Source organism: Micromonospora matsumotoense (assembly GCF_900091525.1).
GTDB lineage: Bacteria > Actinomycetota > Actinomycetes > Mycobacteriales > Micromonosporaceae > Micromonospora > Micromonospora matsumotoensis.
The window spans coordinates 1-24492 of sequence record NZ_FMCU01000036.1; the positions used below are offsets into that span (position 1 = coordinate 1).

The following is a 24492-nucleotide window of genomic DNA, read 5'->3' on the forward strand; positions in this document are numbered from 1 at the left end:
GACGACTGGGTTGATAGGCCGGAAATGTAAGCCCGGTAACGGGTTCAGTTGACCGGTACTAATAGGCCGAGGACTTGACTACAAAGCTGCTACGCGTCCACTGTGCAACTCTGAACGAACCGAACAACCCCCCATACACTTGTGTGGGTGTGTGTGTTGTTTGATATGTTCATAGTGTTACGGCGGTCATGGCGGAGGGGAAACGCCCGGTCACATTCCGAACCCGGAAGCTAAGCCCTCCAGCGCCGATGGTACTGCACTCGGGAGGGTGTGGGAGAGTAGGACACCGCCGGACAACCTTTCCAGTCGAGGGCCGCCCCATCCGGGTCGGCCCTCGACTGCGTCGCGCCGTTGGTGGCGCAATCAGGAAGGATGTACCTGTGAGTTCAGGACCGCAGGGCGGAGATCGTCCGCGCCGATATGAAGACCGCTCCGACCGGCCCCAGGGGCGCGACGCCGGCCCTCGTCGGGATGACCGTCCCCCGTACCGGGGAGACCGCGACGATCGCGGTGCCTCCCGCGGCGGACCTCGGGGCGGCGACCGGCGCGAGGACGGCTTCCGCTCGGGCCCCCGTTCCGGTGACTCTCGGCCCGGCGGTTTCCGTGCCGGTGGGGACTCGCGTGACGGCGGCTTCCGCGGTGGTGACCGTCGTGAAGGTGGTTTCCGGCGCGACGGTGACGCCCCGCGAAGCGGCGGTTTCCGCGGCGGCGACCGTCGCGAGGGCACCGGTGGCGGTGGTGACCGTCGTGAGGGTGGTTTCCGGTCGGGTCCGCGTGATGGTGATTCCCGTCCGGGTGGTTTCCGCCGTGATGGTGACTCCCGTGAGGGTGGTTTCCGTGGTGGGGATCGTCGTGACGATTCGCGGGGCGGTGACCGTGGTGGTTTCCGGTCCGGCCCGCGTGAGGGTGGCTTCCGGGGCGGCGACTCCCGGCCCGGTGGTTTCCGCCGTGACGGTGACTCCCGCGAGGGCGGCTTCCGCGGTGGTGACCGTCGCGAAGGCGGTTCCGGTGGCGGCGACCGCCGTGAAGGCGGTTTCCGTGGTGGGGAGCGTCGCGAGGGTAGTGCCGGGGGTGAGCGTCGTCCCGGTGGTTTCGGCGGTGGCGACCGCCGTGAGGGTGGCTTCCGTGGTGGTGACTCCCGCGAGGGTGGCTTCCGGGGCGGTGAGCGTCGTCCCGGCGGTTTCCAGGGTGGTGACCGTCGTGAGGGTGGTTTCCGTTCCGGTCCCCGTGACGGTGATTCCCGTCCGGGTGGTTTCCGCCGCGATGGTGACTCCCGTGAGGGTGGCTTCCGTGGTGGGGACCGTCGCGACGATTCGCGGGGCGGCGACCGTGGCGGTTTCCGGTCCGGCCCGCGTGAGGGCGGCTTCCGCGGCGGCGACTCCCGCGAGGGTGGCTTCCGCCGGGACAGCGACTCCCGCGACGGCGGTTTCCGTGGTGGCGACCGTCGTCCGGGTGGTGACTCCCGTGAGGGTGGCTTCCGGGGAGGGGATCGTCGCGAGGGTTCTGCCGGGGGTGAGCGTCGTCCCGGTGGTTTCGGCGGTGGTGACCGTCGTGAGGGTGGTTTCCGTTCCGGTCCCCGTGACGGTGATTCCCGTCCGGGTGGTTTCCGCCGCGATGGTGACTCCCGTGAGGGTGGTTTCCGTGGTGGGGATCGTCGTGACGATTCGCGGGGCGGTGACCGTGGTGGTTTCCGGTCCGGCCCGCGTGAAGGTGGCTTCCGCGGTGGTGACTCCCGCGAGGGTGGCTTCCGGGGAGGGGATCGCCGTGAGGGTGCTGCCGGGGGTGAGCGTCGTCCCGGTGGTTTCGGCGGCGGTGACCGCCGTGAGGGCGGCTTCCGTGGCGGTGACTCCCGCGAGGGCGGCTCCCGTGGCGGTGACCGTCGCGAGGGTGGTTTCCAGGGTGGTGACCGCCGTGAGGGTGGCTTCCGTTCCGGTCCCCGTGACGGTGACTCCCGTCCGGGTGGTTTCCGCCGTGACGGTGACTCCCGTGAGGGTGGCTTCCGTGGTGGGGACCGTCGCGACGATTCGCGGGGCGGCGACCGTGGAGGTTTCCGGGGCGGCGACCCGCGCGGTGGCGACCGCCGTGAGGGTGGTTTCCGGGGCGGCGAGCGTGGCGGTTACGACCGACCGCGCCACGACGACCACCGGGGTGACGAGGACCGCCGCAACGAGGGCGGGTTCGGCCCCGACCGGGAACGCCGGGACGAGGCCGACGGCCGGTCGGCCGCGCCGGCGCTTCCGGACGAGATCGTCGCGACCGACCTCGACACGGCCGTTCGGGCGGAGCTCCTCTCGCTGAACAAGCCGGTGGCGGAGACCGTCGCGCGGCACCTGGTCGCCACCGGTCAACTGATCGACGAGGACCCGGCGGAGGCGCTCGCGCACGCGATGGCCGCCCGGCGGCTGGCGTCCCGGATCTCCGCCGTACGTGAGGCGGTCGGCCTGGCCGCCTACCATGCGGGGGAGTGGCAGTCGGCGATCGCCGAGCTGCGCACGTACCACCGGATGACCGGGTTGCAGAGCCACCTGGCCGTGCTCGCGGACTGTGAGCGCGCCCTGGGGCGTCCGGAGCGGGCGATCGACCTGTTCCGGGGGGCCGACAGCGACAAGCTCGACAAGGCCGTCGCGATCGAACTGCTGATCGTTGCCGGCGGGGCCCGGGGTGACCTGGGGCAGAAGGACGCGGCCGTGGCGATGCTCCAGGTTCCGGAGCTGACCACCGACGTCGCCGAGCCGTGGACCGCCCGGCTGCGTTACGCCTACGCCGACGCGCTGCTCGCGGTGGGTCGCCGCGAGGAGGCCCGGGAGTGGTTCTCGCGTGCCGCCGACGTGGACACCGACGGTGAGACCGACGCCCCGGAGCGGCTGCTGGAACTCGACGGTGTCGTGATCGAGGGTGACGACGAGGACGACGAGCCGGTCGAGGAACCGACCGCCGGGGGGGACGGCGGCACGCGGCCGACCGGTGCGGACACCGCACCCCGGCAGACCCCCGGCGACCGCGACGAGGACGGCTTCGACGACGCGGACGACCGTGACGGGGACGACTTCGACGGGGACGACTTCGACGACGAGGTTCGCGACGGCCACGACGACCGTGACCGCGACGAGGATCGCGACGGCCACGACGACCGTGACCGCGACGAGGATCGTGAAGGCGGCGACGACCGTGGCGGCGAGGATGTCACGCGGAGCCGGCACGACGATGCCGTCGACCGGGACGTCCACGACGGCGATGTCCACGACGGTGGCGTCCACGACGGCGAACCGGCCGCCCAGGCCGGTGCGGTCGACCTCTCCGCCGGTGCGGCGGGGGACGGCGACCACGAGGCCGACGACGTCTCCGCAGGCGCCGTGGAGACCCGGCGCGACCCCGCCGCGGGTGCGGCCGGTCGCGCGGACGACGCGACGACCCCGGTCGAGGTCCGGCCGGTGGACGGCCGCGACGCGGAGGCGGACCAGCGATGACCGGGGTCGCCGGGGACCGGCTGATCGACGGGTACGCCCTGGTCGTGTTCGACCTGGACGGAGTGATCTACCTGATCGACCGGCCGATCCCCGGCGCGGTCGAGGCCCTCGGCGCGCTGCGGGCCGAGGGCCGTTCGGTGGCGTTCGCCACGAACAACGCCTCACGACGTTCCAGTGAGGTCGCCGACCTGCTCACGGGCATGGACGTGCCGGCCGATCCGGCGGAGGTGCTTACCTCGGCCGCTGCCGCCGCCGAACTGCTGCGGGACCGGCTTCCCGCCGGGTCCGCGGTGCTCGTCGTCGGTGCCGAGGCGCTGCGCGCCGAGATCCGCGCCGTCGGGCTCACCCCCGTCGACCGTGCCGACGCCGCACCGGTCGCCGTCGTCCAGGGGTACGGCCCGCAGGTGGGCTGGGCGGACCTGGCCGAGGCGTCGGTGGCGATCCGGGCCGGGGCGAGCTGGGTGGCCACCAACACCGACCGGACGCTGCCGAGCGGACGTGGCCCGTTGCCCGGCAACGGGTCGCTGGTGGCTGCCCTGCGGCACGCCCTGGACCGGGCACCCGACGTGGTGGTCGGCAAACCCGAGCCGGCGCTGTTCGCCACCGCCGCCCGGCGGGCCGGCACCGGTCGGACGCTGGTGGTCGGTGACCGGCTCGACACCGACATCGAGGGTGCCCGCCGGGCCGGGCTGGACAGCCTGCTGGTGCTGACCGGCGTCAGCGACGTACCCGAGCTGCTGGCGGCTGCCGAACAGCGGCGGCCGACCCATGTGGCGGCGGACCTGGCCGGGCTCTTCGACCCGGCAGCGGTGGTCCGGGTTCCCGGTGCCCCGGAGACCGGCGGATGGTCGGTGACGGTGGTGGACGGGGCGATGGAGTTGCGTGGTGCCGGGCGGCCGCTCGACGCGCTGGCGGCGCTCTGCGCGGTCGCCTGGTCGGCGGGCACCGGTGCGGACGTCCGACCGGCCTCACCGGAGGCGCAGCAGGCGCTGGCCGGCTTCGGACTGGCCACCTGACCAGCACCACTCGGCAACCTGGCCAGCTCGGCCAGCTGACAGCGGGGCCCGGGGCGGCACCGACCCGACAGCGGGTGGTGCCGCCCCGGCCTTCTGTCGGCCCGTCGCAGCGGACCGGTCGTCGCCGGTGTCGCCGCTCAGAGCAGCTTGCGTAGCTTCAGCAGGTCGAACGGGCTGGCCTTGATGGAGATCCGCCGGGCGGCGACCGCCTTGGTGACGTCGAGCCGACCGTGCACCAGGGCGACCAGGTCGTCGCTGCTGGTGACCAGGGCGATCTTCGCCTTGGGGTCGTCGCCGTCGGTGAGGTCGAGCAGTCGACCACCGGTGATCCGGCCGTGGAACGCGGTCTCCAGGTCGGTGATCCGGCAGGCCAGGGTGCGGTCCAGATCGATCTTGCTGGACGCGTCGGCGTGCCGGTCCAGGCGGCTGGCAAGATCCCGCAGTGCCTGTCGGCACTCGTCCACGGTGGCCACATCGTCTCCCTCACACCCGCCACGCCGTTTTCCGGCACCGTACCGCAATGGGCGGCCCGGGGCGCCCGGTAGCGTGAGGGCCGCACACTGCCCCCGCGGAAGGACTCAGTCATGCAGGACGCGTGGCGCGCCTACCTGGAGCTGGCCCTGGGCCTGACGGAAGCGCCCCGGAAGAGGGCTCAGGACGCCGCCCGGCGGTTGGTCGGTACGGGCGGCGCGACCGCCGGGCAACTTCAGGCGCTCGCCGAGGAACTCCTCGCCACCGGCGCGGCGAACCGGGAGGCGCTGACCAAACTGGTCCGGTTCGAGGTCGACCGGGCGCTCGGCGCGGTGGGGTTGGCCACCGCCGACGAGGTCGCCGAGTTGACCCGCCGGGTGCACGAGCTGGAACGGCAACTCCGTGAGGCGAAGGGCGGACCGGGCGTGCTGCCGGTCGGCGATGCCGCACCGGACACCACCGTCCCGCCGACCGCCGCTGTCCCGCCGCCCGCCACCGCCGTACCGGACACCGCCGCCCCGACTGCGGTCGCCAGCCCGCCGGCCAGGACGGTGGCCAAGAAGGCGGTGGCGAAGAAAGCCGTGAAGAAGGCGGCGTCGGTGGAACCCTCGACCGGCGTGGACGGCCACGCCGAGGGCGCCGTGCCGTCCCGACCGGTCAAGAAGGCCGGCCCCGGCCGACGGCACACCGGTGACGCCGAGTGAGCCGCCCGGCCGGGAGTCGGTCGTGACCGGCCCGTTCCGCCCCGGTCCGCCGCCCGCCGGCCGCCCCGGTCCGCCGCCCGTCGGCCGGCCCGGTCAGCCGTCCGCCGGTCGCCCGGGTCCGGTGCCCGCCGGCAGCCCCGGTCCGTCGGCGGTCGTCGGGTTCGACGATGATGTCGACGACGTCCGTCATCCCGCCGTCGACGCCGCCGTCCGGGCGATGGCCAACGCCGAGGGCCTGCCCCCGGCCGACCAGATCGCCCAGTACGAGGCGGCGTACCAGACGTTGCGGGAGACCCTCGCCACCATCGATCAGGCCTGACCGGACCGGAGAGAACCACCCCATGGCACGTCGTACCCGGCTCGACGCCGAACTCGTCCGTCGCGGCCTGGCCCGGTCCCGCGAGCAGGCCGGCGCGCTGATCGAGGCCGGCCGGGTCCAGCTGCGCGGGGTGCCCGCGCGCAAGGCCGCCGCGATGGTCGATCCGGCCGATCCGCTGCTGGTCACCGGCGCGGACCCGGCCGACGAGTACGTCTCCCGGGGCGGCCACAAGCTGGCCGGCGCGCTCGCCGCCTTCGGCCCCGCCGGGCTGCGGGTGGCGGGCCGACGCTGTCTGGACGCCGGGGCGTCGACCGGCGGGTTCACCGACGTGCTGTTGCGGGCGGACGCGGCCGAGGTGGTCGCCGTGGACGTCGGTTACGGGCAGCTCGCCTGGTCACTGCGTACCGACGAACGGGTGCGGGTCCTGGACCGCACCAACGTGCGCACCCTCACCCCGGAGGCGATCGGTGGGGCGGTGGACCTGACCGTGGCCGACCTGTCGTTCATCTCACTGCGCCTGGTGCTGCCCGCGCTGGCCGGCTGCACCCGTACCGACGGCGACCTGGCGCTGATGGTCAAGCCGCAGTTCGAGGTCGGCAAGGAACGGGTCGGCACCGGCGGTGTGGTCCGGGAGCCGGCGTTGCGGGCCGAGGCGGTGCTGGCCGTGGCGGCGACCGCCGCCGGGCTCGGACTGGGCCTGGCGGACGTGGCGGCCAGTCCGCTACCGGGTCCGAGCGGCAACGTCGAGTTCTTCGTATGGTTACGCCGGGACGCCCCGACGGCCGACGCCGAGCGGGTGCACGCCGTGGTGGCCGCCGGGCCGATCGGCCCCGGGCCGGACCCGGCCTCGGGGAAGGTGGCAGGGTGAGGGTGGTGCGCGGCGTCGGGGCGGTGTCCCACGAGGGTGGACGGGAGGCGGGTCCGGTGGACCTCAGCGATGGTGGGGCCGCTCGGCTGCCCGACGGGTGGTGGCACCGGTGAGCCGCACCGCGTTGCTGGTGACGCACACCGGGCGGCGCCGGAGCACCGAGCATGCCCGGGCGGTCGCCGCCGACCTGATCGCGGCCGGCTTCGAGGTGCGGGTGGTGGCCGAGGAGGCCGAGGACCTGGATCTGCCCGGGGTGGTGCCGATGGCCGGTCAGCGGGCGGCCGAGGGCGCCGAGATCGTCTTCGCGCTCGGCGGTGACGGCACCTTCCTGCGCGCCGCCGAGCTGGCCCGCCCGACGAAGGTGCCGCTGCTCGGCATCAACCTGGGCAGGGTCGGGTTTCTCGCCGAGGCGGAGATCGACGACCTGGACACGGCCGTGCGGGACGTGGTCGGGCGCAACTACACGGTGGACGAACGGCTCACCCTCGACGTCACCGCCGAGTTCGACGGCGGCCCGACCATCGAGTCGTGGGCGCTCAACGAGATCAGCGTGGAAAAGGGCGAGCGGGCCCAGATGCTGGAGCTGCTGGTCGACGTGGACGGTCGGCCGCTGTCCCGCTACGGCTGTGACGGTGTGGTCTGCGCCACCCCCACCGGCTCCACCGCGTACGCGTTCTCCGGGGGCGGGCCGGTGGTGTGGCCCGAGGTGGAGGCGCTGCTGCTGGTGCCGATCAGCGCGCACGCGTTGTTCAGCCGTCCGCTGGTGACCGCGCCGACCTCCACGTTCGTCATCACGGTCGACCCGTTCACCACCCTGGCGGTGCTCTGCTGTGACGGTCGTCGGGTCTACGATCTGCCGCCGGGGGCGACGGTGACGGTGCGTCGGGGCGCGCTGCCGGTGCGGGTCGTGCGGTTGCGGGACCGGCCGTTCACCGATCGGCTGGTGGCCAAGTTCGACCTGCCGGTGCAGGGCTGGCGGGGCAGCCGCCGCTGATCCCGTCCCGATCCGCAGGCGGGACCGGGTGTGTCCGTCGTCGCCCGAGGCCGTCCACCAGTGTCGCTGCCCCGGCGGCGACAGGGTGGATCATCCCGGGCCCGGATGGTCGGCCGTGCCGGCTGGTCAACTGTCGCAGCACGCGTCTACTGTCGGGTGCTGTGCTGGAAGAGCTGCGGATCACCGGACTGGGCGTCATCGAGGACACCACCCTGCCGCTTGCCGGCGGGATGAACGTCATCACCGGTGAGACCGGTGCCGGCAAGACGATGGTGGTGACCGGCCTCGGCCTGCTGTTCGGCGGTCGGGCCGACGCGGGTCGGGTGCGGGCCGCGCCGGGCCGGGCCACCGTCGAGGGGCGGCTGCGCCTCGCCGGCCGGGTCGCCGACGTGGTGCACGCCCGGATCGTCGACGCCGGTGGCGGACCCGACGACGACGGCTCGCTGCTGATGAGCCGCACGGTCACCGTGGAGGGTCGGTCCCGGGCCTACCTGGGTGGCCGGAGCATGCCGGTGTCGATGCTCGGTGAGGTCGGCGAGCAGGTGGTGGCGGTGCACGGTCAGTCCGACCAGCTGCGGCTGCTGCGGCCCGCCGAGCAGCGGGCCGCGTTGGACCGGTTCGCCGGCCACGGGCACGAGAAGCTGGTCGACGCGCTGCGGGAGGCGTATGGGCGGTGGCGGCAGGTGGTCGACGACCTGGCCGACCGGCGCAGCAACGCCCGGGCCCGGCACCAGGAGGCCGACCTGCTGCGGCTGGGCCTGGACGAGATCACCCGGGTCGATCCGCAGGCCGGCGAGGACGATGAGCTGAAGACCGAGGCGCAGCGGCTGGAGCACGCCGAGGGGCTGCGGACGGCGGCCCAGTTGGCGCACCTGTGCGTGGCCGGTGGGGTGGAGGCGGCCGACGACACCCCGGACGCCACGACGCTGCTCGGCACGGCCCGGCGGACCCTGGAGGCGCAGGCCGGCACCGATCCGGCGCTGGGTGATCTGGCCGGTCGGTTGGAGGAGGCGGCCACCCTGGTGGCGGACGTCTCGGCGGAGCTGTCGACCTATCTGGCGGCGCTGGACGCCGATCCGGCCCGGTTGCAGACGATCTATGAGCGGCGGGCCGCGTTGCGCGCGTTGACCCGCAAGTACGCCGACGACGTCGACGGGGTGATCGCCTGGGCGGAGCGGGCCCGGACCCGGCTGTCCGACCTGGATACCTCCGACGAGGTGCTCGACGAGTTGGACCGGGAGGCGCAGCGCCTCGCCGGTGAGGTGGCCGAGTTGGCCGGGCGGTTGTCGGCTTCCCGGCAGGAGGCGGCGGTCCGGTTCGCCGCGCAGGTCACCGTGGAGTTGGCCGGCTTGGCGATGCCGCACGCCCGGATCGAGGTGGCGGTGCTGCCCCGACCGGCCGGGCGGTCCGAGCCGACGCTGTCGGTCAACGGGGTCGAGTGCGGGGTCGGTCCGGACGGTGCCGACGAGGTGGAGTTGCGGCTGCTGGCCCATCCGGGTGCGCCGTCGCTGCCGTTGCAGCGGGGGGCCTCCGGCGGTGAGTTGTCCCGGGTGATGCTCGCCATCGAGGTGGTGTTCGCCGGTTCCGGTGGGCCGCCCACCCTGGTGTTCGACGAGGTCGACGCCGGGGTCGGTGGGCAGGCAGCGGTGGAGATCGGTCGTCGGCTGGCCCGGTTGGCGCGCAGTCACCAGGTGCTGGTGGTGACCCACCTGCCGCAGGTGGCCGCGTTCGCCGATCGGCACCTGGTGGTGGCGAAGGACACCGGGGGTGCGGTGACCACCAGTGGGGTGCGGGTGGTGGAGGACACCGAGCGGGCCCGCGAGTTGGCCCGGATGCTGGCGGGTTTGCCGGATTCGGATCTGGGTATCGCCCATGCCGAGGAGCTGCTGGCCGTCGCGGCCAAGGAAAGACGACCCTGACCGCAACGATTGTGAGCGGAGGCACACCGGCCTGTGCTCCGGTGTGCTTCCCTGGGTAGGCGGCCCTGCTCAGGCATGTCGCAACGGAAATGCCTGCCTCCCATGCCAGGATGGTCACGATGCGTCTACCCACGTTGCGCCGGACCCGGAACGCGGAACCGGACTCAGTTCTCGGCACCGCACGTCTGGACCGCCGTACCAAACGGCTGGTCGGCCGGCTCCGCCCCGGTGACATCGCGGTGATCGACCATGTCGACCTGGACCGGGTGGCGGCCGATTCGCTGGTCGCGGTCGGGGTCGCGGCGGTCCTCAACGCCAAGCCGTCGGTCTCCGGCCGGTATCCGAACCTCGGCCCCGAGGTGCTGATCGGCGCGGGCATCCTGCTCCTGGACGACCTCGGTGAGGGGGTCTTCGAGCGGCTCCGGGAGGGCGACACCGTCCGGATCGAGGGCAACACCGTCTTCGTCGGCGACGATCCGGTCGCGCACGGTGACCTCCAGGACGCCGAGACGGTCGCCAAGGCGATGTCCGACGCCCGGGAGGGTCTGTCGGTGCAGCTGGAGGCGTTCGCCGCCAACACCATGGACTACCTGCGCCAGGAACGGGACCTGCTGCTCGACGGGGTGGGCGTACCCGAGATCCAGACCGCAGTGCAGGGTCGGCACTGCCTGATCGTGGTGCGGGGGTACGACTACAAGGCCGACCTGGACGTGTTGCGCCCCTACATCCGGGAGTTCAAGCCGGTGCTGATCGGCGTGGACGGCGGCGCGGACGCACTGGTCGAGGCGGGTTACACCCCCGACATGATCATCGGGGACATGGACTCGGTCACCGACGACGTGCTGCGCTGCGGTGCCGAGGTGATCGTGCATGCCTACCCGGACGGCCGGGCGCCCGGCCTGGCCCGGGTCAACGGGCTCGGGGTGCCGGCGATCACCTTCCCGGCCGCCGCCACCAGCGAGGACCTGGCCATGCTGCTGGCCGACGAGAAGGGCGCCTCGCTGCTGGTCGCGGTGGGCACCCACGCCACGCTTGTCGAGTTCCTGGACAAGGGGCGGGGCGGGATGGCCTCCACCTTCCTCACCCGGCTCAAGGTCGGCGGCAAGCTGGTCGACGCCAAGGGCGTGAGCCGGCTCTACCGGCAGAGCATCTCCGGCTCGTCCCTGCTGCTCCTGGTCCTCTCGGCGATCGCCGCGATGGCCTCCGCCGTGGCGGTCTCCACCGTCGGCAAGGCGTATTTGGGCGTGGTCTCCGAATGGTGGGACAATCTCGTGTTCCAGCTCGGCCAGCTCTTCTAGCTCCCGACCGATCAAGAGGCTGCAAGCGTGATCAACTTCCGGTACCACGTGGTGTCCCTGACCGCGGTCTTCCTGGCGTTGGCGATCGGCCTGGTGGTCGGCACGGCCGCCCTCAACGGCCCGGTGGCCGACTCCCTCAAGGAGACCGTCAACTCGCTGCGCAAGGACAACCAGCAGATGCGCCAGTCGGTCAACAGCCTCCAGAAGGAGCTGGACCTCGAGGAGGACTTCGCCGCCGAGATGGCGCAGCTCTACCTCCCCGGCAAGCTCACCGGCAAGCGCGTGATGGTGCTCAGCCTGCCCACCGGCCGGGAGCACACCGAGGGCGTGCTGAAGATGCTCCAGACCGCCGGGGCCACCGTGACCGGCCGGGTCGACGTGCAGGACAAGTTCATCAACCCGGACAACAACACCAACCTGATGGAGCTGGCCGTCACCGCCGCCCGGCCCACCGCGCCCGCCTCGGCGCTGCCCGGCAACGGCAACGGCGTGGAGACCTCCAGCGCCCTGCTGGCCAGCGTCCTGCTCGACCGCCCGCAGGGCACCCCGGTGGTCACCGAGGCCGACCGGCGGGCGGTGCTGGCCGCGTACGCCAACGCCGGGTACCTCACCAGCGAGGAGAAGGTCACCGGGCCGGCCGAGGCCGTGGTGGTGGTCAGCGGGCAGCCCTACGTCGACAAGGACTCCGCCAAGAAGGACGAGTCGGTGGTGAAGGTCGCCGAGCAGTTCGACCGCACCGGCGCGATCGTCGTCGGCGGCAACGGCTCCGCCGGGGGCAACCTGGTGGCCGTCGTCCGCGGCGACCCGGTGCTCGCCCAGACCATCTCCACCGTCGACAACGCCAACACCGTGCAGGGGCAGCTGGTCACCAGCCTGGCCCTGGTCCAACAACTCTCCGAGAAGCGGACCGGTCAGTACGGCGTCGGCGACAACGCCACGTTGGTGCCTAGACTGCCCCAGTGAGCGAACCACGTACCCCGGTGACCGGTTACCACCCGCCCGCCCCGATGGGCGGCGCCGCGTGAGCGGGCTCGGGCGGCTGCTCGCCGCCGCCGCCGGAGCCGCCGCCGCCCGGTACGCGCTGCGGGAGATCCGTACCTCCCCGGCAGGGCCGGCGTTGGAGCGGACCAACTTCCGGGGCCGTACCGTCAGCCTCGCCGCCGGACCGGCGCTCGCCGTCGGGGCGTCCGGCGCGGGGGCGCTCGGCGCGGCCAGCGTCCCGGCCGGGGCGGCGGTGCTCGTCGCCGGCCTCGGCTCCGGCGCGGTCGGCCTCTACGACGACGTGGTGGGCGCCCGGCCGGAGCAGAAGGCCGCCAAGGGCTTCGCCGGTCACCTCGCCGCGCTGCGCGCCGGCCGGGTCACCGCCGGCCTGGTCAAGGTCGCCGGGGTGGGCGCGGCCGGGCTGGCCGCCGCCGCGCTGCTCGCCGCCGATCCCACGGTCGCCGGGCACCCCCGCCGGCAGCGGCACGGCACCCTCGGCCGCACCGTCGACGTGCTGCTCGGCGCGGGAGTGATCGCCGGCACCGCCAACCTGCTCAACCTGCTCGACCTGCGCCCCGGCCGGGCGCTGAAGTCGGGCGTGCTGCTCGGCGTCCCGCTGGCCGGTGGCCCGCACGCGGGCATCGCCGCCGGTGCGGTCGGCGCCGCCGGTGGGCTGCTCGACGAGGACCTGGGCGAGCGGGTCATGATCGGCGACAGCGGGGCCAACGCGCTCGGCGCGCTGCTCGGGGTGGCACTGGCCGCCCGGACCGGGCCGCTCGGCCGGGCCGGTCTGCTCGCGGTCCTCGCCGGCCTCACCGCGGCCAGTGAGAAGGTCAGCTTCACGGCGGTCATCCAGCGCACCCCGGTGCTGCGGGAACTCGACGCGCTGGGCCGGCGATCCGACTGACGTGACCAGACCGGCACCCCTCGCCGGCGCCGGTCGGGTGGCCGGCGCCGCCGCCCTCATCGCCGTGCTCACCGTGGTCGCCCGGCTCGCCGGGTTCGGCCGGACCGCCGTGTTCACCTGGGTCGTCGAGACCAGCGACCTCGGTGGCATGTACGTGCTCGCCAACACCGTCCCGAACATCATCTTCGAGATCGTCGCCGGCGGGGCGCTGGCCAGTCTCGTCGTACCGCTGCTGGCCGGGCCGGTCGCGGCCGGTGACCGGCGGGCGGTGGCCGCCACCACCGGCGCGCTGCTGACCTGGACGGTGACCCTGCTGGTGCCGCTCGCAGCGCTGGTGGCGCTGTTCGCCGACCCGGTCGTGGCGGTCATCTCCGACGGGCGGTCACCGGCCGAACTGGCCGCCGGGGCACGGATGCTGCGGGTGTTCGCCCCGCAACTGCCGCTCTACGGCATCGGGATCGTGCTGACCGGGGTGCTCCAGGCGCACCGCCGGTTCGCCTGGCCGGTCGTCGCACCGCTGCTGTCCAGCCTCACCGTCGTGCTGGCCTACCTCGTCTTCGGGGTCACCCAGGGGCGGGACGCGAGCATCGCCCAGGTGAGCCGGGCCGGGGAGCTGATCCTCTCCGGCGGCACCACCCTCGGCGTGGTGGTGCTGTCGCTGTCGCTGCTGATCCCGCTGCGCCGGCTCGGGCTGGCCTGGCGACCCGGCTACGCCTTCCCCGCCGACGCCCGGGCCCGGGTCGGCGGGCTCGCCGTCGCCGGGGCGGTCACCGTCACCGCCCAACAACTCGCCCTGGTGGTCATCCTCAACCGGATCTCCGGTGGCCCGACCGAAGCCCCGCAGGTCTACAACCTCGCCCAGACCATGTACCTGCTGCCCTGGGCGGTGCTCGCGGTGCCGCTGGCGGTCGCCGCGTACCCGGGGCTGTCGGCCGCCGCCGCGACCGGCGACGAGGACGGCTACCGCACGACGGTCGCCGCGACCACCCGGGGGGTGCTGCTGTGCAGCTTCCTCGGCGCGGCGGCCCTGATCGGCACCGCCGAACCGGTCGGCCGGTTCTTCCCGCTCGGCGCGGAGCCGACCGCCGCCGCGATCGCCGGTTTCGCCCCCGGGCTGGTCGGCTACGGGCTCTTCGCGGTGCTGTCCAGGGCCCTCTACGCCCGGGGTGCCACCCGGGTGGCGACCGCCGCCATCACCACCGGCTGGCTGGTGGTGCCGCTGGTCGCCGTACCGCTGGCGGCGCTGCTGCCGCGCGCCGACCGGGTGCCGGCCGTCACCCTGGCCAACTCCGTCGGCATGCTGGTCCTCGGGGTGCTGCTGGTCGGCGCGGTGCTCCGCTCCGCCGGTCGGGCCGCCCTCGCCGGCGCCGGCCGGGCCGCCACCGCCGGTCTGCTGGCCGCGCTGCTCGCCGCCCCGGCCGGTGTCCTCACCGCCCGCCTGCTCGCCGACGGCGGCACCCCGACGACAACGGGAGCACTCGTGCAGGGCATGCTGTCCGGGGCCGTGGTCGGCGTGCTGTTCCTCGCCGTGGCCTGGTTGGTGGACCGGCGGGACGTCGGGCCGCTGCTCACCGGCGTACGTCGTCGGCTGGGTGGCCGGCGACCGACGGGTGACCCGCAGGACGGCGTTGCCCGCGACGCCGGTGACGGGAAGGAGACCCTCTCCCCATGACCGACGCGACGTCCGCCCCCGATCCCGGGGGCACGGTGGTGCTGCTGCTCGCCTCCAGCACCGGCGGGGTGGGTCAACACGTCCGGTCGGTGGCCCGGGGGCTCGTCGAGGCCGGCCAGCCGGTGCTGGTCTGCGGCCCGGCCGCCACCGGCGAACAGTTCGACTTCGCCGCCACCGGAGCCCGGTTCACCCCGGTGGAGATCTCGGCCAACCCGACCCCCGCCGACGCCCGGGCGGTCACCGCGCTGCGTCGGGCGCTGGCCGGCGCGGACGTCCGGGTGGTGCACGCCCACGGGCTGCGCGCCGGGCTGGTCGCGGCGCTCGCCCGGCCGGCCGCGCCGCTCGTGGTCACCTGGCACAACGCGGTACTCGCCGGTGGGCTGCGCGGGCGGCTGTCCCGGCTCGCCGAACGGGTGGTCGCGCGGTCCGCCCGGGTCGCCCTGGGGGCCTCCGCGGACCTGGTGGACCGGGCCGCCGCGTTAGGTGCCGCCGACGCCCGGCTCGCCCCCGTCGCCGCCCCGGCCCTGCCCGCCCCGCGTCGCCGCCGGGCCGCCGTCCGCGCCGAGTTCGGCGTCGCCGCCGGGCAACCGCTGGTGCTCTCCGTCGGCCGGCTGCATTCGCAGAAGCGCTACGACGTGCTGGTCGACGCCGCCGCCCGGTGGCGTACCCGCACCCCGCCGCCCGTGGTGGTGATCGCCGGCAGTGGCCCGGCGTACCTGCCGCTGGCCGCCCGGATCTCCGCGACCCGGGCCCCGGTGACCCTGCTCGGGCACCGCACCGACGTGGCGGACCTGCTCGCCGGCGCCGACCTGGCGGTGGTGACCAGCGACTGGGAGGCCCGGCAGTTGTTCGCCCAGGAGGCGCTGCGGGCCGGCGTGCCGCTGGTGGCGACCGCCGTCGGCGGGCTGCCCGAGCTGGTCGGCGACGGCGCGCTGCTGGTCCCGGCCGGCGACGTCGACGCGGTCGACGCGGCCGTCGGGTCGCTGCTGGACGACCCCGACCTGCGGGCCGACCTGGCTGCCCGGGGCGTCACCCGGGCCGCCGGCTGGCCCACCGAGGCCGACACCGTCGCCGCGCTGCGGGCCCTCTACACCGAGCTGGACGCCGACCCCGCCGGCCCGGCAGGCCGCACCGGGGCGGCCGTCCCCGGCACCGACACCCCCTCGACGGGACGCGCCTGATGCTGCGCCGATTCACCCCGGTCCTGCTCACCCTGATCGTGGTGGCGCTCGGCGTCACCGCGTTGGCCGCCCGCCCCGACACCAGTGCGCCCCGGCGTACCGCCGACTACGTGGTCCTCGCCGGGGTGGCCGGGCTGCGCTGGTCCGACGTCGACCCGCAGACCACCCCGACCCTGTGGCGGATGGCCCAGCAGGGTTCCATCGGCTCGCTGTCCACCCGCTCCGCGCACCGCCCCACCTGCCCGGTGGACGGGTGGCTCACCCTCGGCGCGGGCAGCTACGCCGGCTGGAACGGCAGCCGCCAGCCGGGCGGCTGCCCACCTGCCGGGGTGACCGTCGAGCAGCCCGACGGGATCGGCGCCAACCTGCCCGACCAGGAGGGTGTGGTCGCCTACAACGCCGACCGGCAGCCCTGGGGCACGGTGCCCGGTTCGCTGTCGGAGTCGGTGCGCTGCTCGGTGGCGGTCGGCCCGGGTGCCGCCGTCGCCGCCGCCCGTCCCTTCGGCCGCGTCGACCGGTACGCCCCGGCGCTGCCGGCCGACCCGGCGGGGCTGCTCGGCTCCTGCGTGCTGAGCATCGTCGACCTGGGCGCGGTCAGCGGCACCGACCCGGCGGACCGGCGGGCGGACGCCCGGCGCGCCGACGAGGCGCTGGCGAAGGTGCTCGCCGCCCGGCCGCAACGGTCGCTGGTGCTGGTCGCCGGGGTGTCCGACACCGAGTCGCCGGCCCGGCTGCACGTCGTCGTCGCCGACGGTCCGGGCTGGGAACACGGCTGGCTCACCTCCGCCAGCACCGGTCGGGAGGGCTACCTGCAACTGGTCGACCTGGCGCCGACCGCATTGATCGCGCTGGGCCGGCCGATGCCGGAGCGGCTCTTCCTCGGTCGGCCCGCGGTGAAGGTCGACGGTCGCCCCGACGACCTGGCCACCGCGATCAGCGCGCCGGCCGACGCCGACCGGGAGGCCGCCGCCCAGCGGTCCGTGGCCGGCTGGTTCTTCGCGCTGCTCGCCGCCGCGCAGGTCGTGCTGGCCATCGCGGTGCTGCCGCTGCTGCGCCGGGCCCGCCGGCTGGCCGGACCGCACAGTCCGCCGCCGGTGTCCCGCCGGATCGTGGCGACCGTGGAGTTGCTGCTGGTCGCCGTCGCCCTGGCGGTGCCCGCCGCGCTGCTCGCCGACGCGGTGCCGTGGTGGCGGGGCGAGCACGCCGGTGCGTACTTCGCCCTGGTGACGGTCGCGCTGATCGTCGGCGGCACCGCCCTGGTCCGGTTCGCCCCCGGCCACGACCGCACCCTCGGCCCGCTCGGGGCGGTCGCCGGCCTGGCCACCCTGGTGGTCGGCGCGGACGTGCTCAGTGGTGCCCGGTTGCAGCTCAACGGGGTGGTCGGCTACTCCGCGCTGGAGGGTGGCCGGTTCTCCGGCCTCGGCACGGTGGGGCTGGGGGTGTTTCTCGCCGGTTCGCTGCTCAGCGCCGGTTGGCTCGCCCAGCGGGTCCGCCGGCAGTGGCGGCCGATGGTGGTCGTCGCGGTGGGCGGGCTGGCCGTGGTGGTGATCGGCAGCCCCTACCTGGGTGCGGACTCGATCGGCGCGATCGCGTTGACCGCCGGGGTGGCGGTGGCCGCCGCGATCAGCACCGGCGGCTGGCTGACCATCAGCCGGCTGGTCTGGGCGACCATGGCCGGGTTGGCGCTGACCATCGGCTTCGCGGTGGTGGACCTGCGCCGGCCGGTGGAGGAGCGGGGGGCGTTGGGTCGGTTCCTGACCGCCCTGGGCGAGGGCACCGGCGGGCTGACCGTGCACCGGTCCAGCACGGCGAACTTCCAGACGCTGGTGAACAGCCCGCTGACGGTGCTGGCGGTGGTCGGCCTGTTGCTGGTCTGGTTCGCGTTGCTCCAGCCGTGGGGTGGGCTGATGCGGTTGTTCGGCATCTACCCGGCGATCCGGGCGGCGCTGGCCGGCACGGCCCTGGCGGCGGTCATCGCCGGGCTGTTGGGTGGTGCCGCGCTGGACGTGGCCGGGGCGGCCGCGGCGCTGGTGGTGCCGATGGCGGCGCTGGCCTCGCTGCGGGTGCTCGACCACTCCACCGACCGCACCCTGCCCGGTACGGGCAATCCCCGCCCGGGTGGCCTGGATGGTCCGCCCGGCGGTGCCCCGCCCGACGACGCCCCCGACGGGGGACGGCCCGACGACGGTGGGGAAGCCCGCGCGGTGGACGGGGACGCCCCGACCACGGGGGCGGGGGAGCCGTCCGACGGCCCCCGGGCGGGCGGCCCGGACGAGGGCGGTGCCGACGGTACGGACGACGCCGGGGCCCGGCCGGCGGGGCGGGACGCGGCGAAGGTGCCCGCGGCGCGTACCCCCGGGGCGGTGGAGTCGGCCCGGTCCGGGGCGGTGGCCGGCCGGTCCGACGCCGGGGCGCGATAGCCCGAGGTCGGGTGCGACGCCAGGTGGCCCCGGAGGAGGTGTTACCGTGGAATCCCGTGGATCGCGTGATCACTTTGCTGATCGGCACGGCGGTTCGCACGACCGCTACGGACGACACGGGAGCAGGCCTTGGCCCCTTCAGCACGGACGACCCGGCACATCTTCGTCACCGGGGGCGTCGCCTCCTCGCTCGGCAAGGGCCTCACCGCCTCCAGCCTCGGCAATCTGCTCACCGCGCGCGGGCTGCGGGTGGTGATGCAGAAGCTCGACCCCTACCTCAACGTCGACCCGGGGACAATGAACCCGTTCCAGCACGGTGAGGTCTTCATCACCGAGGACGGCGCGGAGACCGATCTCGACGTCGGGCACTACGAGCGTTTCCTCGACCGGGACCTCTCCGGCAAGGCCAACGTCACCACCGGCCAGATCTACTCGGACGTGATCGCCAAGGAGCGGCGCGGCGAATACCTGGGCGACACCGTCCAGGTCATCCCGCACATCACCAACGAGATCAAGGCCCGGATTCTCGGCATGGCCGAGCCGGACGGCGACGGCCAGATCCCGGACGTGGTGATCACCGAGGTCGGTGGCACCGTCGGCGACATCGAGTCGTTGCCGTTCCTGGAGGCGATCCGTCAGGTCCGGCACGACCTGGGCCGGGACAACTGCTTCTATCTGCACGTCTCGCTGGTGCCCTACCTGGCCCCGTCGGGAGAGCTGAAGACCAAGCCGACCCAGCACTCGGTGGCGCAGCTGCGCAACATCGGCATCCAGCCCGACGCCATCGTGCTGCGCTGCGACCGGGAGATCCCGGAGAAGCTGAAGGAGAAGCTGTCCCTCTACTGCGACGTGGACCGGGAGGCGGTCGTCGCCGCCCCGGACGCCCCGAGCATCTACGACATCCCCAAGGTGCTGCACCGCGAGGGGCTCGACGCGTACGTGGTGCGCCGGCTCGGCCTGTCCTTCCGCGACGTCGACTGGGCCAGGTGGGACGACCTGCTGGAGCGGGTGCACCAGCCGCACCACACGGTCACCGTGGCGGTGGTCGGCAAGTACGTCGACCTGCCCGACGCCTACCTGTCGGTCAGTGAGGCGATCCGGGCCGCCGGTTTCGGCCACCGGGCCCGGGTGCAGCTGCGCTGGGTGCCCAGCGACGACTGCGTCACCCCGGCCGGCGCGGCGTCGGCGCTGTCCGGCGTGGACGGGATCGTCATTCCCGGCGGGTTCGGCGTACGCGGCATCGAAGGCAAGATCGGCACCGCCCGGTACGCCAGGGAGAACGGGGTGCCGCTGCTCGGGCTCTGTCTCGGCCTGCAGTGCATGACCATCGAGGTGGCCCGCCACCTGGCCGGCCTCGACGCGGCGAACTCCCTCGAGTTCGACGAGGAGGCCACGCATCCGGTCATCGCCACCATGGCCGACCAGGAGGACATCGTCGCCGGTCGGGGTGACCTCGGCGGCACGATGCGGCTCGGGGCGTACCCGGCGACGCTGGCCGAGGGGTCGATCGTGGCCGAGGCGTACGGCAGCACCGAGATCAGCGAGCGGCACCGGCACCGCTACGAGGTCAACAACGCCTACCGGGACCAGCTCACCCGGGCCGGCCTGCACATCTCCGGCACCTCCCCGGACGGCCGGCTGGTCGAGTTCGTCGAGCTGGACCGGGGTCTGCACCCGTTCTTCGTGGCCACCCAGGCGCACCCGGAGCTGAAGAGCCGCCCGACCCGCCCGCACCCGCTGTTCGCCGGATTCGTCAAGGCGGCCGTGGCGTACTCGCAGGCCGACCAACTGCCGGTGGACCTCGACCCGGGGGCCGGGGCGGCCAAGAACGAGACGCCCACGAGCGAGGCGTCGAAGAAGGGGGCGCCGACGCCGAAGAACGCGGCCCGCAACGGCGCGTCGGCGACGGCGTCGTCCGCGTCGTGAGCGCCGCCGAGCACCGTTACGAGCTGCGCTCCCGGGTCGAGCGGTACGCCGGGCGGATCTTCACCGTGGTCACCGACGAGGTGAGCATGCCCGGCGGGGGCACCGCCACCCGCGACTACGCCCGGCACGTCGGCGCGGTCGCCGTGGTCGCCCTCGACGACGCCGGTCAGGTGGTGCTGGTGCGGCAGTACCGGCAGCCGGTCGGGCGGCACCTGTGGGAGCTGCCCGCCGGGCTGATGGACGTCGACGGCGAGGACCTGCCGGTGGCCGCCGCCCGGGAGTTGGCCGAGGAGGCCGACCTGACCGCCGGCCGGTGGGACCTGCTGGTCGACGTGCACACCTCGCCGGGGTTCTCCGACGAGGTGGTCCGGGTGTTCCTGGCCCGGGAGTTGGCCGAGGTGCCCGTCGGGCAGCGGCACGAGCGGCACGACGAGGAGGCCGACCTGCAGATCGTCCGGATCGACCTGGACGAGGCGGTCGGCATGGTGCTGGCCGGGGAGGTCACCAACGGTCCGTGCGTGGCCGGCCTGCTGGCCGCCGCCCGGGCCCGCGACGCCGGCTGGTCGGCGCTGCGCCGGGCCGACACCCCCCTGCACCGCTGATCCGGTACGCCGACAGGGGCCGCCGCGGTACGCCGCGCGGCCCCTGCGCCGTCCCCCCAGCCGGCCAGCAGGCACGGTGCCGGCCGGCGGGCGTGCACCCCCGCACGGCGCGGTGCCGGCCGGTGCCCGCACCCCCGCTGGCGCGGTGCGTCACGCCGTCGGGACACGATGCGCCCGCGGGCGTTCCCGTCCGGCGGGTGGCGCCGTCCGGTGCGACCATGGGGGATACGCCGAACGGCAGGCCGGCGCGGTATGCCTGACACATCGTCAGGCGCGACGGACACCGGTTGTCACTGTGCCGCCCGTCGGAGCAGGACGGCCCGCCTAGACTGCCGCCGGCGGGACCGGTGGACCGCGTCGGCAACGGAGCCGGCGGGGCACCGCGCAGTCCGGGGTGCGGCACCCCGGAGAAGGGTGTCTGCATCGTGAAGGTCGGAATCCCACGCGAGGTCAAGAACCACGAGTACCGCGTGGCGATCACGCCGGCGGGCGTCAACGAGTTCGTCCGCCACGGTCACCAGGTCTTCGTCGAGGCCGGCGCCGGCATCGGGTCCAGCCTCACCGACGACGAGTTCGTCGCCGCCGGGGCCACCATCCTCGACACCGCCGACGAGGTGTGGGACACCGCCGAGCTGGTGCTCAAGGTCAAGGAACCGGTCGCCGAGGAGCACCACCGGATGCGCGCCGGGCAGGTGCTCTTCACCTACCTGCACCTGGCCGCCTCCAAGGAGTGCACCGACGCGCTGGTCGACCGGAACGTCACCGGCATCGCGTACGAGACCGTGGAGCTGCCCGACCGGTCGCTGCCGCTGCTCGCCCCGATGTCCGAGGTGGCCGGCCGGCTCGCCCCGCAGGTCGGCGCGTACCACCTGCAGCGGCAGGGGGGTGGCCGGGGCATCCTGATGGGTGGCGTCTCCGGGGTGTACGCGGCGAAGACCGTGGTCATCGGCGCGGGCGTGTCCGGGATGAACGCCGCCGCCATCGCGCTGGGCCTGCAGGCCGAGGTGCTCCTGCTGGACATGAACGTGGCCCGGTTGCGGCAGGCCGACGCCATCTACCGGGGCCACCTGCAGACGGTCGCGTCCAACGCGTACGAGATCGAGCGGGCGGTGCTCGACGCGGACCTGGTCATCGGCGCGGTCCTCGTCCCGGGCGCGAAGGCCCCGACGTTGATCTCCAACGAGCTGGTGTCCCGGATGAAGCCGGGCAGTGTGCTGGTGGACATCTCCATCGACCAGGGTGGCTGCTTCGAGGACTCCCGCCCCACCACGCACGCCGAGCCGACCTACCAGGTGCACAACTCGATCTTCTACTGCGTGGCGAACATGCCCGGCGCGGTGCCGCACACCAGCACCTACGCGCTGACCAACGTCACCCTGCCGTACGCCCTGGAGCTGGCCAACCAGGGCTGGCGTGACGCGCTGCGCCGCGATCCCGCCCTGGCGCTGGGACTGAACACCCACGACGGTCGGGTGGTCTACGGCCCGGTCGCCGAGGCGCACGGCATGGCCACCCTCCCGCTGGCCGAGGTGCTGGCCTGACCGGTCAGCCGCCGGGCGCGGCACCGGAGCAGGTGCACCCCGCCGGACCCGGGCCGGCATCCGGCGGGGTGCCCGGCAGCGCAGGCGACGGGGTCGGCGCGGGTGGCGAACCCGCGCCGGCCCTGCGCCGTGTGGTGCGCGGCTATCTCGACCACCTCACCGTCGAGCGGGGGCTGTCGGCGAACACCCTCACCTCGTACCGTCGGGATCTGGAGCGGTATCTGGGCACCCTGGCCGCCGCCGGGGTGACCGACCTGGCGTCGGTCGGCACCGGGCAGGTCGAGGCGCACCTGGCCCGGCTGCGCGCCGGCGACGACGACCACCCGCCGCTGGCGGTGACCTCGGCCGCGCGGGCCGCCTCCGCCGTGCGCGGGCTGCACCGGTTCGCCGTCCGGGAGGGGCTGTCCGGTGCGGACCCCAGCCGGGACGTCCGCCCGCCGGTCGCGGCCCGCCGGTTGCCCCGGGCGTTGCCGGTCGACGACGTGACCCGGCTGCTGGAGACCGCCGGCCCGGTCACCGCCACCGGCGACGGGGCGGCGCTGGCCCTGCGCGACCGGGCGCTGCTGGAGTTCCTCTACGGCACCGGCGCGCGGATCTCCGAGGCGGTCGGCGCCGCCATCGACGACCTGGACGTCGCCGAGGGCACCGCCCTGCTGCGCGGCAAGGGCGGCCGGACCCGCCTGGTGCCGATCGGTGGGTACGCCGTCGAGGCGCTGCGGGCCTTCCTGGTGCGGGCCCGGCCGGGCCTGGTCGCCGCCGGCCGGGGCACCCCGACGGTGTTCGTCAACGCCCGGGGCGGGCCGTTGACCCGGCAGGGCGCGTGGACCGTGCTGCGGCGGGCCGCGCGGCGGGCGGGGCTGCCGGTGGACGGGCCGCACGCGGTCTCCCCGCACACCCTGCGCCACTCGTACGCCACCCACCTGCTCGACGGCGGCGCGGACGTGCGGGTGGTGCAGGAACTGCTCGGCCACGCCTCGGTCACCACCACCCAGGTGTACACGTTGGTCACCGTGGAACGGCTGCGCGAGGTGTACGCCACCACGCACCCCCGGGCCCGGGACGCGAACCCGCCGTCGGGCCGCTGACCGGCCGGTACGCCCGACACGCCGGACCGGTGCCGAACGCGCTGGTCGTCGGTGGCGTAGAGTCGGCATCGGCGCGGACCTCCTGGAACGACAACCGGGGTGCGCAGCGGCGCCGCGAAGGACGTCGGACAGCTCCGATGCCGGGTGGTCGTCGGGAGGGGGCAGCGAGGACATGGCTGGCAACGGTGATCGTGCCGACGCCTGGACGTCGGAGCTCCGTGAGCAGCAGGCGTCGCTCGGCGCCGACCTGGGCCCGGCCGACCCGGCCGCCTACACGATGCGCAAGCCGATCCCCGAGCCGATGCCCACCGACCGGCACGGGCCGGCCCGGATCATCGCGATGGCCAACCAGAAGGGTGGCGTGGGTAAGACCACCACCACCATCAACCTGGGCGCGGCGCTGGCCGAGTACGGCCGCAAGGTGCTGCTGGTCGACTTCGACCCGCAGGGCGCGCTGTCGGTGGGGCTGGGGGTCAACCCGCACAACCTCGACCTGTCGGTCTACAACCTGCTGATGCAGGACGACGTGATGGCCGAGGACGTCCTGATCAAGACGGACGTGGCCGGCCTGCACATCCTGCCCGCCAACATCGACCTCTCCGCCGCCGAGATACAGCTGGTCAACGAGGTCGCCCGGGAGATGGCCCTGGCCCGGGTGCTGCGCAACGTGCGCAAGGAGTACGACTACATCCTGATCGACTGCCAGCCCTCGCTGGGCCTGCTGGCGATCAACGCGTTGACGGTCGCGCACGGGGTGCTCATCCCGCTCGAATGCGAGTTCTTCAGCCTGCGCGGGGTGGCGCTGCTGCTGGACACCATCGACAAGGTCCGCGAGCGGCTCAACTTCGACCTGGAACTCGAAGGCATCCTCGCGACCATGTACGACAGCCGCACCACCCACTGCCGGCAGGTGCTCCAGCGGGTGGTCGAGGCGTTCGGCGACAAGGTCTACCAGACCGTCATCACCAAGACGGTGAAGTTCCCCGAGTCCACGGTGGCCGGTGCGCCGATCACCACCCTCGACCCGGCCTCCTCGGGCGCACGCAACTACCGGCAGTTGGCCCGTGAGGTGATCGCGGCCCAGGCCGACCGGTAGGGGCCGGGGTTGCGTCCCCGGGGCA

At 74.1% G+C, this 24492-nt stretch carries 19 protein-coding genes, 2 rRNA genes and 1 pseudogene; 20 read left to right on the top strand and 2 right to left on the bottom strand.

The features are described 5' to 3' along the window. Both GA0070216_RS32695 and rrf read left to right on the top strand, forming a co-directional pair. Positions 1-82, top strand: a 23S ribosomal RNA gene (locus tag GA0070216_RS32695); the annotation flags it as partial. Between the two features lie 96 nt (positions 83-178). Then, positions 179-295 (top strand): 5S ribosomal RNA (gene rrf, locus GA0070216_RS32700). 91 nt (positions 296-386) lie between these two features. On the opposite strand, the gene GA0070216_RS34905 is transcribed toward rrf, so the two are convergent. Further along, a complete protein-coding gene (locus tag GA0070216_RS34905) occupies positions 387-2348 on the bottom strand; it encodes a hypothetical protein (protein ID WP_176739262.1) in 1962 nt (653 codons plus the stop codon). Between GA0070216_RS34905 and GA0070216_RS32705 the strand changes: the two are divergent. Both GA0070216_RS32705 and GA0070216_RS32710 read left to right on the top strand, forming a co-directional pair. Beyond that, positions 2307-3122: pseudogene (locus GA0070216_RS32705) on the top strand (hypothetical protein); the annotation flags it as partial. The gene GA0070216_RS34905 and the pseudogene GA0070216_RS32705 sit on opposite strands and share 42 nt — an antisense overlap. Positions 3123-3463: 341 nt before the next feature. Continuing rightward, positions 3464-4483 carry an HAD-IIA family hydrolase gene (locus GA0070216_RS32710; RefSeq protein WP_091254507.1) on the top strand — a complete coding sequence of 340 codons (1020 nt, stop codon included), beginning with the start codon at positions 3464-3466 and terminating at the stop codon, positions 4481-4483. Between the two features lie 137 nt (positions 4484-4620). Here GA0070216_RS32710 and GA0070216_RS32715 read toward each other — a convergent pair whose 3' ends face one another. After that, positions 4621-4956, bottom strand: a complete 336-nt coding sequence (locus GA0070216_RS32715) for an SCP2 sterol-binding domain-containing protein (RefSeq protein ID WP_091254510.1) — start codon at positions 4954-4956, stop codon at positions 4621-4623. Between the two features lie 111 nt (positions 4957-5067). Here GA0070216_RS32715 and GA0070216_RS32720 point away from each other — a divergent pair, with 111 nt between their 5' ends. The 16 genes from GA0070216_RS32720 (at position 5068) to GA0070216_RS32795 (ending at position 24467) form a co-directional block, all read left to right on the top strand. Beyond that, complete coding sequence (locus GA0070216_RS32720; RefSeq protein ID WP_091254514.1) at positions 5068-5658, top strand: phasin family protein; 591 nt, start codon at positions 5068-5070, stop codon at positions 5656-5658. A 22-nt stretch (positions 5659-5680) separates the two neighbouring features. Then, positions 5681-5977 carry a hypothetical protein gene (locus GA0070216_RS32725; RefSeq protein WP_091254577.1) on the top strand — a complete coding sequence of 99 codons (297 nt, stop codon included), beginning with the start codon at positions 5681-5683 and terminating at the stop codon, positions 5975-5977. A 22-nt stretch (positions 5978-5999) separates the two neighbouring features. Beyond that, positions 6000-6845 carry a TlyA family RNA methyltransferase gene (locus GA0070216_RS32730; RefSeq protein WP_091254517.1) on the top strand — a complete coding sequence of 282 codons (846 nt, stop codon included), beginning with the start codon at positions 6000-6002 and terminating at the stop codon, positions 6843-6845. 109 nt (positions 6846-6954) lie between these two features. Further along, a complete protein-coding gene (locus GA0070216_RS32735) occupies positions 6955-7839 on the top strand; it encodes an NAD kinase (RefSeq protein WP_091254581.1) in 885 nt (294 codons plus the stop codon). Between the two features lie 161 nt (positions 7840-8000). Next, on the top strand, positions 8001-9758 hold the full coding sequence (gene recN / locus GA0070216_RS32740; RefSeq protein WP_091254521.1) for a DNA repair protein RecN: 1758 nt from the start codon (positions 8001-8003) through the stop codon (positions 9756-9758). Between the two features lie 119 nt (positions 9759-9877). Beyond that, positions 9878-11056, top strand: coding sequence for a putative cytokinetic ring protein SteA (steA, locus tag GA0070216_RS32745; protein WP_091254585.1), 1179 nt, complete (start codon positions 9878-9880; stop codon positions 11054-11056). Between the two features lie 27 nt (positions 11057-11083). After that, positions 11084-12019 (top strand): copper transporter, encoded by a 936-nt coding sequence (locus GA0070216_RS32750; RefSeq protein ID WP_091254524.1) that lies wholly within the window; start codon positions 11084-11086, stop codon positions 12017-12019. A gap of 58 nt (positions 12020-12077) precedes the next feature. Beyond that, positions 12078-12944 carry a hypothetical protein gene (locus tag GA0070216_RS32755; RefSeq protein WP_091254528.1) on the top strand — a complete coding sequence of 289 codons (867 nt, stop codon included), beginning with the start codon at positions 12078-12080 and terminating at the stop codon, positions 12942-12944. Between the two features lies 1 nt (position 12945). Further along, the gene (gene murJ / locus GA0070216_RS32760; RefSeq protein ID WP_091254532.1) at positions 12946-14616 is read left to right on the top strand and encodes a murein biosynthesis integral membrane protein MurJ; all 1671 of its coding nucleotides are present in this window, start codon (positions 12946-12948) and stop codon (positions 14614-14616) included. After that, positions 14613-15797 (top strand): glycosyltransferase family 4 protein, encoded by a 1185-nt coding sequence (locus tag GA0070216_RS32765; protein ID WP_091254535.1) that lies wholly within the window; start codon positions 14613-14615, stop codon positions 15795-15797. The genes murJ and GA0070216_RS32765 overlap by 4 nt, the downstream gene beginning before the upstream one ends. Beyond that, complete coding sequence (locus GA0070216_RS32770; RefSeq protein ID WP_245722885.1) at positions 15797-18217, top strand: hypothetical protein; 2421 nt, start codon at positions 15797-15799, stop codon at positions 18215-18217. Before GA0070216_RS32765 ends, GA0070216_RS32770 begins: the two co-directional genes overlap by 1 nt. A gap of 129 nt (positions 18218-18346) precedes the next feature. Beyond that, positions 18347-20143 (top strand): CTP synthase, encoded by a 1797-nt coding sequence (locus GA0070216_RS32775; RefSeq protein ID WP_091254539.1) that lies wholly within the window; start codon positions 18347-18349, stop codon positions 20141-20143. After that, positions 20140-20745, top strand: a complete 606-nt coding sequence (locus GA0070216_RS32780; protein ID WP_091254542.1) for an NUDIX domain-containing protein — start codon at positions 20140-20142, stop codon at positions 20743-20745. Before GA0070216_RS32775 ends, GA0070216_RS32780 begins: the two co-directional genes overlap by 4 nt. 425 nt (positions 20746-21170) lie before the next feature. After that, a complete protein-coding gene (ald, locus tag GA0070216_RS32785) occupies positions 21171-22286 on the top strand; it encodes an alanine dehydrogenase (protein WP_091254588.1) in 1116 nt (371 codons plus the stop codon). A 68-nt stretch (positions 22287-22354) separates the two neighbouring features. Next, complete coding sequence (locus tag GA0070216_RS32790; protein ID WP_091254545.1) at positions 22355-23371, top strand: site-specific tyrosine recombinase XerD; 1017 nt, start codon at positions 22355-22357, stop codon at positions 23369-23371. Positions 23372-23543: 172 nt separating this feature from the next. Beyond that, positions 23544-24467, top strand: a complete 924-nt coding sequence (locus tag GA0070216_RS32795; protein WP_067315071.1) for a ParA family protein — start codon at positions 23544-23546, stop codon at positions 24465-24467. Positions 24468-24492: the final 25 nt, after the last annotated feature.